The following is a 15,596-nucleotide window of genomic DNA, read 5'->3' as shown; positions in this document are numbered from 1 at the left end:
ACATTAAATAATTCTTTTGAATATGATTTTTTATATAACAGGAGGCGAACGCTCAGGTAAAAGTAGTTATGCACAAAACTTAGCGCTATCTCTTTCAAACACACCTAAATATATTGCTACATCACGAATTTGGGATGATGATCATAGAAAACGAATTGATAGACATATTGCAGATAGAGATGAAAGGTGGGTGTCTGTTGAAGAAGAAAAAATCCTTTCTAAAATGATAACCCCGAAAGATGTCGTGGTCATAGATTGTGTCACACTATGGCTCACAAATTTCTTTGTAGACACAAAAAATAATATCGAAAAAAGCTTAGAACTAGCTAAGATTGAATTTGACAAATTACTCCCTTTAGATGCTACAATCATTATTATTTCGAATGAAATAGGTATGGGTGTACACGCACAAACAGAAATAGGTAGAAAATTTACAGAACTTCAAGGTTGGATGAATCAACACATTGCTAAACATGCAGATAAAGCAACTATGATGGTATCTGGAATCCCTTTAACTTTAAAATAATGATACACAATATGTCTTCTATAAATAATTCTGAATTAAAACTTGAGCTTCAAAAAAAAATTGACCTTAAAACGAAACCTTTAGGGGCATTAGGGCTTTTGGAGGATTTAGCTTTAAAAATCGGATGCATTCAAGATACATTAAATCCAAAAATTTCAAACCCCACTATCGTTGTTTTTGCAGGCGATCATGGTATTGCCACCAAAGGGGAAGTAAATCCTTTTCCACAAGAAGTAACGGCTCAAATGGTTTATAATTTTGTTAATGGTGGCGCTGCCATAAATATTTTTAGTAATACCAATAATCTCAACTTAAAAATAGTTGATGCTGGAGTAAATCATACATTTCCAGAAACTCTTGGTATTATTAATGCTAAAATCGATTTTGGTACTAAAAACTACCAAGAAGAACCTGCCATGACATTAAAACAATGTGAAAAGGCTTTCAATCGAAGTGGTAATATTATTGCTAAACTTAAAAGTGAAGGTACAAACACCATTGGTTTTGGAGAAATGGGTATTAGTAATACATCATCTGCTGCATTACTAATGGCTTATTTTACAGAAACACCTATTACAGAATGTGTGGGTGCAGGTACTGGATTAAATAATGAAGAAATTAGTAAGAAGCGACAAATCTTGTCTGAAGTTTATAAAAAATACAATCCTCAAAATGCCATCGAAGCACTTTCCATTTTTGGAGGTTTTGAAATAGCCATGCTTTGCGGTGCTATTTTAAAGGCATCAGAACTAAAAATGATTATAGTCATTGACGGATTTATAGTAACTGCTGCCGTACTAGCTGCGCAAGCTATAGATAAAAATGTTTTAGACTATTGTGTATTTGCTCATAACTCAAATGAAAAAGGGCATGTAAAAATGTTAGATTTTTTAAATGCAAAACCCCTATTATCTTTAGGTTTAAGGTTAGGTGAAGGTACGGGTGCCGCATTAGCAATACCATTATTAATAGCATCAGTGAATTTTTTAAATGATATGGCTAGTTTTGATGATGCTGGTGTAAGCGGAGAAACTAAAGATCCTTTGGTTTAGTAGATTGAAAGTACTCTTAGTGAAATACTTGGCCATAAAATGGTTCGATCATAATACTGAATTCGTGTCAAAAGTTTTTAGACAACGCAGAGTAAAATACATCAACATCAATAGTCTTAAGTATATTTAAGACCAACAAACACAAACAAATGAAAAAAGAACTTCAAATTTTCTTAACGGCCATCATGTTCTTCACAAGGATACCTTGCCCAAAATGGGTCGATCATAATCCCGAATACCTTTCTAAAAGTGCTAAATACTTTTCGTTAGTTGGTATAATTGTTGGTAGCATAGGCGCTTTGGTTTTTTATGGATTTTCGTTTATTTTTTCTACAGAAATTGCCCTTTTACTTAGCATGGTTGCGACCATATACACAACAGGGGCATTTCATGAAGACGGTTTTGCAGATGTTTGTGACGGTTTTGGAGGAGGATGGACCAAGGAAAAAATTCTCCTTATCATGAAGGATTCTCGTTTAGGAACTTATGGTGTCTCTGGGTTAATTTTAATACTTGCTATTAAATTCTCAATACTAAGGGAGGTTTCTCTTCATTTTATTCCAATAACCATCATTGCTGGGCATAGCTTAAGTAGGTTTATAGCAACTTCATTAATTTACACACACCCTTATGTTCGAGATACTGATGATAGTAAAGCAAAACCTGCCGCTAAAAGTATTACTATAAATATGCTTCTTATTAGTTCAGTTTTTGGATTAGCTCCTTTATTATTTTTTAATAAACCTTTAATTTTTATAGCCATTATTCCATGTTATTTAGCCAAAGCCTATCTAGGTCGTAAATTTAAGAAGTGGTTGGGTGGACAAACAGGAGATTGCGCAGGAGCTGTTCAACAACTATGTGAAGTTGTGTTTTATTTAAGTGTCATAACCTTATGGAAATTTATATAATCAGACATACAACACCGGACATTGAAAAAGGAATTTGTTATGGACAAACCGATTTAGACTTAGCAGGCACCTTTCCTAAAGAATTTAAAACGGTCAAACAACAAATTCCTGATGGTACCTATCATATAAAAAGTAGTCCATTAAAACGATGTGTATTATTAGCAAATCATCTAGAACCTCATGTTCTTTTAGATGATCGTTTAAAAGAACTTGATTTTGGAGATTGGGAAATGAAAGCATGGAATAATATTTCTGAAGAAACATTAAATCCATGGATGAAAGACTTTGTAAATGTTAGAGTTCCTAATGGAGAATCTTATGTTGAGTTGGCATCAAGAGTAAATGCTTTCTTTGAAGACTTTATAAAATCACATGATGAGAAAGATTTGATAATAGTCAGCCACGCTGGTCCAATAAGAACCTTTCTTTCATCTATTTTAAATATTCCTTTAGAAAAATCTTTTAATATTAAAATTCAATATGGTGATGTTTTTCATCTCAGAAAAGAAGGTGACTCATGGAATCTTCTTTCTAAAGTAGAACTAACATAAATTCGATTTAAGTAATTTATTTTATTTACTAATATTGTTAATACTTTGTCATTCCTACGAAGGCAGGAATGACAAAGTTCAAAATTTGTAGTTTTTAAAATAAAAATTACAGGTGAGAAATGATCCTTAATTAATTTTAAAGCATCAAAAATAGGTTTAATTACTATAAGGCTATAGTTTTACAAAAAAAATAAAGACCTTTAGACCTTAATTACTATTCCATGCGTTTTTTAATTCTTTTTATAACATGCTCTGTACTTCTTACATCCTGTAAAGAAGAAAAACAACAAGCAGCAATTTCTATAAATAAACCAGAAGGAACCAAAAAAAATATTAGTTACGCAAAAGGTTTTTCTATTACTAATTATAAAAATTACAAAAAAGTAATTGTTAATTCTGCATGGCCTAATAGCAATGAAACCTTTACTTATTTATTAGTAAATAAAGGTACAACGCCTCCAAATCATGAAATAGGTACTAAAATAATAGAAATACCCATTAACACTCTTGTAGCTGTTTCAACAACCAATATACCAACTTTAGAATACTTAGGAGTAGATAATAGTTTAATTGGTTTTCCTAATACAAAATACATTTGTTCTGAAAAAGTTAGAGAACGGGTAGATAGCGGAGACATTAAGGAATTAGGTAACGATTTAGAAATCAACATTGAATTACTTTTAGAATTAAACCCAGACATGGTACTCGGTTTTTCGGTTAATGGGGTTAACAAAAAATTAGATCAAATAGAACAATTGGGTGTTCCAGTTGTCCTTGATGGTGCCTGGACAGAACAACATCCTTTAGGGAGAGCAGAATGGATAAAATTCGTAGCTGCATTTTATAACAAAGGAAAAGAAGCTGATTCCATTTTTAAAAATATAGAAAGCAATTATTTAAAAGCAAAAGAAATAGCTAAAACTATAACTAGAAAACCAACGGTGATGTCTGGTTCTACTTTTAAAGATGTATGGAGTATTCCTGGTGGTAAAAGTTTTATTGCAAAATATTTAGAAGATGCCAATACCGATTATCTTTGGAAAGAAAATGATAACAATGGAAGTTTACAATTGAATTTTGAAAATGTATTAGAGAAAGCTCAAAATGCAGAATTTTGGATAGGTGCTGGTAACTTTGATGCAAAAGAAGATATGTTAGACGGACATAAAGGGTATGCGTTTTTTAATGCATATAAAAATAACCAAATATACACTTATACAAAAAGAAAGGGAGCAAAAGACGGCTTGCTTTATTACGAGTTGGGAACTTTACGACCTGATTTAATTTTAAAAGATCTTATAAAAATTGCTCACCCCAAATTATTAAATGATTATGAACTTTTCTTTTTTAAACGTTTAGAATAGTTGCCAGATACGAAAACATATAAACTACCTTTTATAGTATTAACCTTAGTACTTCTTCTATGTTTTTGTGCAAACATTAGTTTAGGCTCCGTTTTTATTCCTTTTCAAGATGTTTTTAATGGTTTAATTGGAAATCCCACAGAGAATGAATCCTGGCAACATATAATTCACGAATACAGATTACCAAAAGCTTTTACAGCCATCATTGTAGGGTCTGGTTTAGGAGTTTCTGGGTTGCTCATGCAAACACTATTTAGAAACCCACTCGCTGGTCCTTTTGTTCTAGGAATCACATCTGGTTCTAGTTTAGGAGTTGCTTTAGTTATTATGGGAGCATCTCTTTTTGGTGGTGCATTTGCTGGCATATTTGTTTCTAAATGGAGTATTGTAATTGCTGCCAGTTTAGGTAGTTTTATTGTACTGCTATTTGTTCTCATAATATCTAATAAGATTAGAGATACCATGGCGATATTAATTATTGGCTTAATGTTCGCGAGTATTACCTCTGCAACGGTTAATGTGCTCTCTTATTTCAGTTCTGCTGAAGAATTAAAACAATATATATTTTGGGGACTTGGTAGTATTGGGAATCTCAGATGGGATGAGTTATTTATTTTCTTTATAATTTATGCCTTAGGTATTATAATAAGTTTAACCTCTATAAAAGCATTAAACACACTATTATTGGGAGAAAATTATGCAAAAAGCTTAGGACTAAATCTAAAAAAAAGCCGTCTATTAATAATTATTGCAACCAGTCTATTAGCAGGGACTATTACTGCTTTTGCTGGTCCTATTGTATTTATTGGCTTAGCCATTCCGCACATGACACGACAAGTTTTTAATACGTCAAATCATAAAATATTATTACCCGCAGTTTTTTTATTTGGTGCCATTGTGATGCTTATTTGTGATAGTATTGCTCAATTACCATCAAGCGATCTTACTTTACCAATTAACGCCATGACGTCTTTAATTGGAGCTCCTGTAATTATTTGGTTATTGGTTAGAAAACGAAAAATGGTGTTTTGAAATAGACAAAAGATGAAAGACGTAAGACAAAAGACTAATACTACAATTATTTAGAATTTGAAGTTTTCCTATTGGAATTTATGACAAAAAACAAGTCACATATCGTTTTAAAGACTCAAGATTTAACTATTGGTTATAGTTCTAAAAAAGAAAAATCAATTATTGCTTCCAATATAAACATTGAATTACACAAAGGAGAGCTTGTAGGGCTTATTGGAGCAAATGGTATTGGTAAATCTACATTGCTACGAACACTTACTAACGTTCAGCAAAAACTAAGTGGTGGTATCACCATTAATAATACGGATTTAGAAAACTATTCAAATATTAATTTAGCGAAAGTACTAAGTTTAGTCCTTACAGAATCTTTGGGGTCAAAAAACCTCACCGTTTTTGAATTAGTGGCTTTAGGTCGTCAACCCTATACCAATTGGGTTGGAAATTTAAATGAAGCTGATTATCAAATCATAAATCAATGCTTACTTCAAACTAATATTGAAGATTTAAAACATAAAAAATGTTACGAACTTAGTGATGGACAACTACAAAAAGTTATGATCGCTCGTGCTTTAGCACAAGATACCGACTTGATTATACTAGATGAACCTACCACACATTTAGATATGTACCACAAAGCCTATATTTTGAAATTACTTCAAAAACTAGCTAAAGACACCAATAAAACCATTCTATTTTCTTCTCATGAAATAGATTTAGCGATTCAATTATGTGATACTTTAATTGTAATGACTAAGGATTCGGTTATTACAGATCAGCCATGTAACCTTATAGAAAAAGGAACCTTTAATGATTTGTTTCCCAAAGATTTGATTGTTTTTGATAGTAAAACGGGGAGTTTTAGAGTAAAAAAATAGATAAATATCTATTTCCATTCAAATTTAAGTACCTTTACTTTATTGAAAATAAAGTTTTTAGCACTTCTCTCCCAATTTATCAATCATTTTCAATATATAATTTTAAAATATATTCTAATGAATTCATTAAAACTCATTGCCTTAGTTTTGGGGCTATTGTTATTTTCTAGTTGCAAGAACAAATCACCTAAGCCTAACCCAGAATTAGCCTCTATAGATTTTTTAAGAGGCGAATTACTTCTATGTGGTGATGGACAGTTTGGAGAACTAAAATTTTCATTGGCTTGCAATTACGAAACAAGAGAAACCTTTGACTTAGCCATTGCTTTGTTGCACTCTTTTCAATATTCAGAAGCCGAAAAAGCATTTGTAAAAGTACTTGATGCAGATCCGAATTGTCCTATGGCTTATTGGGGCGTTGCTATGAGCATATACCATGCTGCCTGGTTTCCTCCTTCAGAAAAAGAGCTAATCAAGGGGTCGAAAATATTAAACGCGGCAAAAAAATTATCAATGGATGAAAAACAAAAGGATTACATAAATGCCATTGATGCTTTTTACATTAATTGGGAAAGAGTAGATCATAAAACAAGAGCTAAAAGGTTTGAATCAAAAATGGAAGCAATACACACAAAATATCCTGATGATGTAGAAGCTGCTATATTCTACTCCTTAGCATTATATTCTACCAGAGATAGGGTTGGAAAAGATTATAAAAATGAAAGAAAAGCAGGGAAAATTCTAGAATCTCTATTTAATACAAATCCTAATCATCCAGGTATTGCCCATTATATTATTCATAATTACGATAATCCTGTTTTGGCTCATAAAGGTTTAGAAACTGCCAGACGCTATGCTAAAATAGCACCTTCTTCGTCTCATGCACAACACATGCCTTCTCATATTTTTACAAGATTGGGTATCTGGGAAGAATCTATTCAGTCTAACTTATTATCTGCTGAAAGTTCCAGGTGTTTTACAGAATCTGCTGCATTAGATGGCTCATATTTTGAAGAATTACATGCAACCGATTATTTAGTGTATGCCTACCTTCAACAAGGAGACAATTTAAATGCAGAAAAACAATATGATCAAATAAAAACTCTAAAAGCCTTCTACCCTACCAATGTAATAGCAGCAATTTATCCATTAGCAGCAATACCTGCAAGACTAGCTCTGGAAAATAGAAATTGGGAGCAGGCTGCAAATTTAGAATTACAAAAAATAGATTTAGATTGGAAACAATTTCCTTGGCAGGCTGCCATACACCATTTTGCAAGAGCCATGGGAGCATCACAAATAAAAGACTTTGAAAAAAGCAAACAAGAAATTGAAGTTTTGAAACAACTTCATCAGAATTTAGTAGCCCAAAACGATCGTACAAAATCTATTCAAATCAAGCAGGTTGAAATTCAAATTAAAACGTCTCAAGCCTGGATGAATTTTAGAAATGGTTATAAGGAAAAAGGACTCACATTAATGCAAAAAGCTGTTGATATAGAAAGACAAACAAGCAAACACCCTATTACTCCAGGAGATGTACTCCCAGCTATAGAATTATTAGGAGACATGCTTTTAGAATTAAAAAAACCAAAAGAAGCATTAGTGGCTTATGAAGATAATTTAAAAACACATCCCAATAGGTTTAATGGCATTTACGGTGCAGCTATTGCTGCTAAACAATCTGGAAACCTAAATCAAGCAGCTGTCTATTTCAATCAACTCTTAGCATTAACAGGAAATAATGATAGCAAGAGACCTGAGATTGATGAAGCAAAAGTATTTATTAAGAAAAATGAAGTGATTTAAAATATGCCATTAAAATTTTTAAGACACCTTTTCTTTATTATGTTAATTGTTTCATGTAACAACATAACAAAAGGAGTTTTACCCATTTATAATCCTTCAAATTTCAATCCGGAATTAGTTGACAAAAGTCTACAGAATACAACTAAAAATCATACGGTAACAGATTTTAGTTTGATTAACCAGAATGGAAAGACCATTACTCAAGTTGATTATCAGGATAAAATTTATGTCGCCGATTTTTTTTTCACTAAATGCGGAACTATTTGCCCTATTATGACAAATAATATGGCAATGCTCCAACAAGAATTCTTAAATAATGAAGATGTTCTGTTTCTCTCTTTATCAGTCACACCAGACATAGACAATGTGCCAGTTTTAAGAGAGTATGCAACCAATAAAGGGGTTATAGATTCCAAATGGCATGTCACTACAGGCGATAAAAAACATATTTATGAATTAGCCAGAAAAAGTTATTTTGCAGTTGTAGAACAAGGAGATGGAGGACTCCAAGACTTTATACATACACCAAACTTTATATTAGTCGACAAGAAAAAGCAAATTAGAGGCATCTATGATGGTACAAGTATTGAAGATATCAATCGTATTATTGAAGATATTAAAATTTTACAGAACTCGTTTTAATTCTTCTTATTTCATTCTTTAATCTTCCAACTAAAAAATTATCTTTGGGTATATATTTTCAAATACATGAACGACAATCTTATTCTTATAATTTCTATACTCATTTCTGCAGCAATTGGTGGTTATTTAGGTATTTTATTCACTAGACTAAAAAGTAAAAGTGAAAAAAGCATCTTAGAAGAGCGCCAAAATCAGATGAATTTGACGATTGATGAGTTAAAGCAAAACCTAAGTAAAATTGAAAATGAGCGTGAAGAGATAAGAAGAGAGAAAGAGTTTTTAAATGCTGAGTTAACCAGAAAAAATACCGAGTACGAAAACCTTCAACAATTAAATTTAAAACGTGATAAAGAGATAGAAGAACGCCAAGAACAATTACGTAAAGATTTCGAATTATTAGCTACTAAAATATTAGATGAAAAGTCTGAAAAATTCACACTTCAGAACAAAGAAAACATCAAAAATATTTTAAGTCCCTTACAAGAAAAGATACAAGGTTTTGAAAAAAAAGTGGAAGCATCTCAAAAAGAAAGTATCAGCATGCATTCTGCTTTAAAGGAACAATTGTTGGGTTTAAAAGATCTTAATCAACAAATGACTAAAGAAGCGACCAACTTAACTAGAGCCTTAAAAGGAGATAGTAAAATGCAGGGGAATTGGGGTGAATTAGTTTTAGAGCGTGTTCTTGAAAAATCTGGGTTAGAAAAAGACAGAGAATATTTTGTACAACAAAGTTTTACTTTAGATGATGGCTCCAGAGTCTTACCCGATGTCGTTTTACATCTTCCTGACAGCAAAAAAATGATCATCGATTCCAAAGTCTCATTAACAGATTACGAACGTTTGGTAAATGCAGAAGATGATGATAAAATACCATTCTTAAAAGCACATGTTAACTCTATTAGAAAACATGTCGATCAACTTTCAGAAAAAAATTATCAAGACTTATATGATATAGAATCACCAGATTTTGTACTTATGTTTATCCCTATAGAACCCGCATTTGCTATTGTAGTAAACGAAGACAACTCTATATATAATAAAGCTTTCGAGAAAAATATTGTTATTGTAACACCTTCGACCCTACTAGCTACACTTCGCACGATTGACACCATGTGGAATAACGAAAAACAACAACGAAACGCTATAGAAATAGCTAGGCAAGCAGGTGCCTTATACGATAAATTTGAAGGTTTAGTAAAAGATTTAACGGGTGTTGGTAAAAAAATTGATGCTGCTAAAACTGATTACTCTGCTGCTATGAACAAGTTAGTTGAAGGTAAAGGTAATCTAGTTACAAGTGTCGAAAAACTTAAAAAAATGGGGGCCAAAGCTAAAAAAGCCTTGCCTGAAGCTATTATAAAGCGAGCTGAAGAAGAACATTAGCATTACATCACACAAAACTTGGCATACTAAAATATCACATAAAAATGTGATATTGTCATTTATCACACAATAATGCGATATGTTAAATTATCACATAAAAGTGTGATATATTTGTTTATCACACAATAATGTGATATATTTGTTTATCACATAAAAACGTGATATATGATATCAAACACCATAACAAGTGTTATAACAGGCGACATTATTAAGTCTAGAACTCAGGTAACTCCAGAAACATGGATAAAAGTACTAAAGGATGCATTATCTTTTTTAAGTACAGATAAGACATACTGGGAAATATACCGTGGTGATAGCTTTCAAATAGAAATTAAAGATGTCCATTCCTGCTTTATAGCTGCACTATATATAAAAGCCTGTATAAAATCTATTCATGGCTTAGATGTTCGGTTAGCCATTGGTATTGGTAATAAAACCTATGAAGGCGAAAGTGTGACAGAATCTAATGGAGAAGCCTTTATATATTCAGGAGAAACTCTGGAAACCTTGAAAAAAGAAAAACAGAATTTACGAATAAAAACTAACAGTTTTGAAATAGACGAAGCTTTAAACTTATATTTTAAGTTAGCCCTCATATCTATGGATAGTTGGACCGTAAATCTAGCAGAAATTGTTAAGCTAAGTATAGAAAAACCAGATGCATTACAAAGCGAACTGGGGCAACTTATAGGTATAAATCAAAATGCAGTAAGTACTAGGCAAAAAAGAGCGCATCTAGACGAAATTATGGAACTAGACCTTATGTACAGACAAAAAATAAATACTTTAATATGATACTACTTAAACTTTTATTAGCTCATTTAATTGGTGATTTTTTTCTACAACCTCAAAAATGGGTTCTGGAAAAAGAAAAGAAAAAATTAAAATCGCCAAAACTGTATTTACATATACTAATTCATATTGCACTGGTGATACTATTACTTTGGGATATATCACTGTGGCCTATTATATTAACAATAGGTATTTCTCACCTACTAATTGATGGTTTAAAGCTTGTCTTTCAAACTGAAAAAACAAAACGATTGCTATTTTTTATAGATCAATTACTTCATATTTTAATCATAATTGGATGTTCTTTTTTCTATTTAGATAATACATTTAATCTAGAATCTTTTATAACCGAAAACAACATTTTGTTACTAATCTGTTTCTTGTTTTTAACAATTCCTGTATCAATAATTATGAAAACCATTTTTTTAAAGTGGAATATTTCAGAACTTACTAAAAATAATGATTCCCTTAAGGACGCTGGTAAATATATTGGTATTTTAGAGCGTATTTTAGTGTTTATATTTATAATTGCAGGGCATTGGGAAGCTGTAGGTTTTTTAATTACAGCAAAGTCAGTTTTCAGATTTGGAGACTTAAAAGACAGACAACTTACAGAATATATTTTAATAGGCACTTTAATTAGTTTTGGAATAGCAATAACCACAGGTATTATATACTCTGTACTAACTTAAACATATGTTTAAAAGCATAAAAGAATCCCAAATTACCATCTCGGAATTAATGTTACCATCGCACTCAAATTTTAGCGGAAAAATTCATGGTGGCTATATTCTAAATCTCATGGATCAAATAGCATTTGCCTGCGCATCAAAACATTCCAGAAACTATTGTGTTACGGCATCTGTAAATAAAGTAGATTTTTTAAACCCTATTGATGTTGGTGAGTTAGTAACACTAAAAGCATCCGTTAATTATACAGGTAGAACTTCAATGGTTATTGGTGTTCGCGTAGAATCTGAAAATATTCAAACAGGCAATAAAAAGCATTGTAACTCTTCTTATTTCACCATGGTCGCCAAAGATGAAGCTGGAAAAAATGTGCCTGTACCTGGTATTATATTAGATTCTGAACAAAGTATTCGTCGTTTTTCAAGAAGTATTGCCAGACAAGCACAAGCAAAGAAAAGATCTAATAGTTTTAAAGCTTCAGAATTTAAAATGGAGGATTATATAGAAATTTTAAAAGATCATAATGCTAAAGTTGAGCTATAATCTAGACTAAAAATAAACTCTAAAAACAGCATTAGGTGTAAGCCCCAAAGATTTTTGCACTGTTTCCATAATAGTTTCATCTTTTACACGATAAAAATTATTAATTTCATTTTCTTTATCTAAAACATTCCAAATCGAGACACCTAAATGAGCTCTTGTTTTATCGCTTAATTTAAAATTATAAATTGCAGAAATATCTAATCGCAAGTAATCATCTAAATTTGAGGCATTAGTCGTTTCATAATTCACTTGCTTATCAATAATTTGATTCTCAAAAACAGGTTGTGTAGTAGGCTTTCCAGAGTGCCAATTTAAACCCGCAGAAAATTTTAAGTTATTTAATGCATAGGTCATTCCTAAAGTAGCAGTATGTGAAATATTATAATTACTAGGGAAATAATTCGTTTCTAAGTCTTTAAAAAGATAACGATTGTTCATATACGAATAACTTAACCAAGTACTGAATTTTTCAATATATTTTCTAAATAATACATCTACTCCTTTAACATCATAACGACCATGGCTTTTAACAAATTCATATTGATTTTGAAATCCCTGACTTTGGGTCGTAATACCATCAACAATTTTATAAAAACCATCTATATCAACTAGCCATCCACTATAATTATAGTTTAATCCCATAGAAATTTGTTTACTTGTAATAACTGGAATCTCTTTATCATTTGATAATTGCCACCTACGTTTCTCAATTCCTAAAAAGTCATTTTGAAAATTAATGACCTGTGATGTATTTTGATGTTTATATTCTCCAAGAATTTCAAGAGCAAAATGCTTAAAAAATTGGTGGCTAAAACTTAATCGAGGTTCCCAAATAGATTTATTAAATTTACTAATATAGTTGTATCTAAGCCCTAAATTTAAGTTCGTTTTATTATTTAAAGCTTTATAGCCAACTTGAGAAAAAACACCATGTGTTCTTACGACTTCTGAAACTAAAAATCTAAATAATGGGTTATCTACATCATCTAAATTGGTAACTTCAGTCTCAACAAAATGATAACCATTTAAAAGTTCTAGCCTATTACTTAATTTATAATTCACTTTAAGTTTCGTACTGGTTTCCGATACTATATTTTCTTGTAAAAAACGTTGTGAATCAAGTATATTAGCATTTACAGCTCTAAGCTTATAATCTGTTTCATAAACTTCAAAATCTGTTTTCAACTTATCATTCCATACTCTATTGTAATGCAAAGCACCAGCAATGCTATTCTGAGTTAATTTACTATCACGGGACTCTTCTTCTTGATTTATAATGGCATTTTCATTAAACCGAAGCTGATTATGAACATTAATAAAATTAACTCTCAATTTGTCTTTATCACTTATATTATAAATCCATCTGAGTGACGTATCATAAAAATCAAAAGTTTTATCGGTATTTGTTATAGTTGTAGCATTCGATGCTACTTCTGTATTTTGTGAAATTCTATCAAAAAAAGCGGTATATGTCGGCGTTTCAAAAAAATCACTAATAGATTTTCTTGCTGCCACTTGTATGGAAGATGATTCATTAACTGGAATATCTGCAAAGCTATTAGCATCTGTTAAATTTACTCCAATTACACCTTTAAATGTTCTATTTACTTCATGATTGGTTTGCATTTCTATAGTTCCTGAAACACCATCTGTATAACTAACATCACTCCCACTTTTTCTTAAAGAAACTTTTTGAGTAATATGAGGGTTATACATAGAAATTAAACCAAAAAAATGTCCAGATTGGTACATCTTTATATCATCCCAGAGAATTAAATTCTGATCGTGAGTTCCGCCTCTTATATTAATATTTGAAACTGTTTCATTGACACTTTGAATGCCCGGAAATGCTTGAACAGATTGCAAAACATCATGGTCAATCAATCCTGGAAGAATCTCTAAATTAGAAAAATCTATCTGAAATGAACCATTATCTATTTTATTAATACCACTTGTTATATAGTTTGAGATGATAACTTGAGACAATAGTTGAAAATTTGATTGTAAATACACATCCTTACAACCAGATACTTCAAATTGATTATACGGTTTCATAATTGTTTTATACCCTAAATACCGTATCGTTATTAACTGCAATGGATTTTTAACTTTAATTTGAAAAAAACCATTTTTATCACTGGTAGTAAAACTGTCTGAAGTTTGAACTGTTGCAGAAGACAATACCTCTAAATTATCTTTCCTTTTAAGGTATCCACATAATATAATATCTGTTGTTGGTTTAATAAGAACAAAACGATCTCCCATTAAAGTAAACGATAAAGTTGTATTATTCTCCAAATAAGTTAAAACTTCCTCCAGAGATAAATTTTTAGTTGGAGATTTTAACGAAACACCTTCAATAACATCTTCTGCATAGTTAAATTGAACATTATATACTTCTTGAAGTGTTGTAATTATTTGAGATAAGGTTCTTGAACCATCAGTATCTTGAGCGAAAACACAATTAGTAATAAAAAACAAGAGGCTAAAAAAAATAGCTATTTTTTTAATTCTCTTTTCCATGAATTATTACCAGGTTTGAAGATCGTAATTCAAAAGTCAAATTCATTGGCTGCGTGATAGAAATTAATGCGTTTTCAAGTTTGTCATGCACAAACCCTCCCGTGAATAATCGGTTCGCATCAATCCCTTTAAAAGTAACTTCTATATTATATTGTCGCTCCAATTCTGCTAAAATTTCTTTAAATGGGACGGCTTCAAAGTTACTTATATTATGAGTCCATTTTGGAGATGGCACTGTAGTCTTTGTTTCGGAAAACGTTCCATGCAAAATCCGAAAAACATCTCCTGCATATAGTTGTCTTGTAATAGTATCTGATGTTACTTTAACGATCCCCTCAAAACATTTAACTTCAAAATAGTGATCACGTTGTTTCACATTAAATTGCGTACCAACCACCGTTACTATACCATCATGTGTTTTAACATCAAAAACACTGCCTGTTGCAACTTTAAAAAACGCTTCACCTTCAAGTTCAAGAGCTCTTTTTTTATTCCAATTTTCAGCATTAAACCATACCTCTGTTAAGGCATTTAATTCAACTTTTGAGTGATCTGGAAGCTCTATAGTCGTTTTTTCACTTGCCATAGTTTCAAAATGCGTAAGCCTATTGAAAAAAAATGTAAAATAGATTCCTAAACTTACTACAATAACACAAGCTATTTTTAATAAAGGGTGCAACCAACTCAATTTTTTAACAGGCGTTCTATGCAAATTATAGCGTTGCTTGAAATCCTGGAAACTATCTACTTCAGAAAAATTAGAAACCTTGAAATGTTGCGCAGCATCAATAATATATTGATTAAACTGGGCATCATCTAACTTACTAAATGCTTCTTTTTCAGCATCAGTTAAGTCACCTTTTAGCCATTTCTCAAGTAAATAATCTTTGTCCATTATAT

At 31.3% G+C, this 15,596-nt stretch carries 15 protein-coding genes; 13 read left to right on the top strand and 2 right to left on the bottom strand.

Annotation, left to right across the window (positions count from 1 at the left end; translation table 11 throughout):
• Nucleotides 1–22 precede the first annotated feature (22 nt).
• From EM932_RS09875 to EM932_RS09815, 13 genes are all read left to right on the top strand, one after another.
• On the top strand, nt 23–526 hold the full coding sequence (locus EM932_RS09875) for a bifunctional adenosylcobinamide kinase/adenosylcobinamide-phosphate guanylyltransferase (RefSeq protein WP_135877020.1): 504 nt from the start codon (nt 23–25) through the stop codon (nt 524–526).
• Nucleotides 526–1,578, top strand: coding sequence for a nicotinate-nucleotide--dimethylbenzimidazole phosphoribosyltransferase (gene cobT, locus EM932_RS09870; RefSeq protein WP_246041006.1), 1,053 nt, complete (start codon nt 526–528; stop codon nt 1,576–1,578). The genes EM932_RS09875 and cobT overlap by 1 nt, the downstream gene beginning before the upstream one ends.
• Before the next feature lie 149 nt (nt 1,579–1,727).
• Nucleotides 1,728–2,489 (top strand): adenosylcobinamide-GDP ribazoletransferase, encoded by a 762-nt coding sequence (locus EM932_RS09865; protein WP_135877019.1) that lies wholly within the window; start codon nt 1,728–1,730, stop codon nt 2,487–2,489.
• Nucleotides 2,474–3,040 carry an alpha-ribazole phosphatase gene (gene cobC / locus EM932_RS09860; RefSeq protein WP_135877018.1) on the top strand — a complete coding sequence of 189 codons (567 nt, stop codon included), beginning with the start codon at nt 2,474–2,476 and terminating at the stop codon, nt 3,038–3,040. Before EM932_RS09865 ends, cobC begins: the two co-directional genes overlap by 16 nt.
• 221 nt (nt 3,041–3,261) lie before the next feature.
• Nucleotides 3,262–4,404: an ABC transporter substrate-binding protein gene (locus tag EM932_RS09855; RefSeq protein ID WP_135877017.1), complete on the top strand. Its 1,143-nt coding sequence runs from the start codon at nt 3,262–3,264 to the stop codon at nt 4,402–4,404.
• Nucleotides 4,405–5,436, top strand: a complete 1,032-nt coding sequence (locus EM932_RS09850) for a FecCD family ABC transporter permease (RefSeq protein WP_135877016.1) — start codon at nt 4,405–4,407, stop codon at nt 5,434–5,436.
• 80 nt (nt 5,437–5,516) lie between these two features.
• A complete protein-coding gene (locus EM932_RS09845; protein ID WP_135877015.1) occupies nt 5,517–6,311 on the top strand; it encodes an ABC transporter ATP-binding protein in 795 nt (264 codons plus the stop codon).
• Between the two features lie 117 nt (nt 6,312–6,428).
• Nucleotides 6,429–8,120, top strand: a complete 1,692-nt coding sequence (locus tag EM932_RS09840) for a tetratricopeptide repeat protein (protein ID WP_135877014.1) — start codon at nt 6,429–6,431, stop codon at nt 8,118–8,120.
• Nucleotides 8,121–8,159: 39 nt separating this feature from the next.
• Nucleotides 8,160–8,762, top strand: a complete 603-nt coding sequence (locus EM932_RS09835; RefSeq protein ID WP_246041012.1) for an SCO family protein — start codon at nt 8,160–8,162, stop codon at nt 8,760–8,762.
• Between the two features lie 66 nt (nt 8,763–8,828).
• Nucleotides 8,829–10,148, top strand: a complete 1,320-nt coding sequence (locus EM932_RS09830; RefSeq protein ID WP_135877012.1) for a DNA recombination protein RmuC — start codon at nt 8,829–8,831, stop codon at nt 10,146–10,148.
• Between the two features lie 165 nt (nt 10,149–10,313).
• A complete protein-coding gene (locus EM932_RS09825) occupies nt 10,314–10,943 on the top strand; it encodes a transcriptional regulator (RefSeq protein WP_246041005.1) in 630 nt (209 codons plus the stop codon).
• Complete coding sequence (locus EM932_RS09820) at nt 10,940–11,632, top strand: DUF3307 domain-containing protein (protein ID WP_135877011.1); 693 nt, start codon at nt 10,940–10,942, stop codon at nt 11,630–11,632. The genes EM932_RS09825 and EM932_RS09820 overlap by 4 nt, the downstream gene beginning before the upstream one ends.
• 4 nt (nt 11,633–11,636) lie before the next feature.
• On the top strand, nt 11,637–12,173 hold the full coding sequence (locus EM932_RS09815; RefSeq protein ID WP_135877010.1) for an acyl-CoA thioesterase: 537 nt from the start codon (nt 11,637–11,639) through the stop codon (nt 12,171–12,173).
• A gap of 6 nt (nt 12,174–12,179) precedes the next feature.
• Here EM932_RS09815 and EM932_RS09810 read toward each other — a convergent pair whose 3' ends face one another.
• Both EM932_RS09810 and EM932_RS09805 read right to left on the bottom strand, forming a co-directional pair.
• The gene (locus EM932_RS09810; RefSeq protein WP_135877009.1) at nt 12,180–14,696 is read right to left on the bottom strand and encodes a TonB-dependent receptor plug domain-containing protein; all 2,517 of its coding nucleotides are present in this window, start codon (nt 14,694–14,696) and stop codon (nt 12,180–12,182) included.
• Nucleotides 14,680–15,591 carry a FecR family protein gene (locus EM932_RS09805; RefSeq protein ID WP_135877008.1) on the bottom strand — a complete coding sequence of 304 codons (912 nt, stop codon included), beginning with the start codon at nt 15,589–15,591 and terminating at the stop codon, nt 14,680–14,682. Before EM932_RS09805 ends, EM932_RS09810 begins: the two co-directional genes overlap by 17 nt.
• Nucleotides 15,592–15,596: the final 5 nt, after the last annotated feature.

Source organism: Flavivirga rizhaonensis (assembly GCF_004791695.1).
In the GTDB taxonomy this organism is placed as follows: Bacteria; Bacteroidota; Bacteroidia; order Flavobacteriales; family Flavobacteriaceae; genus Flavivirga; species Flavivirga rizhaonensis.
Note: the sequence above shows the minus strand (reverse complement) of the source record. Positions and strands in the feature narration are given on the sequence as shown.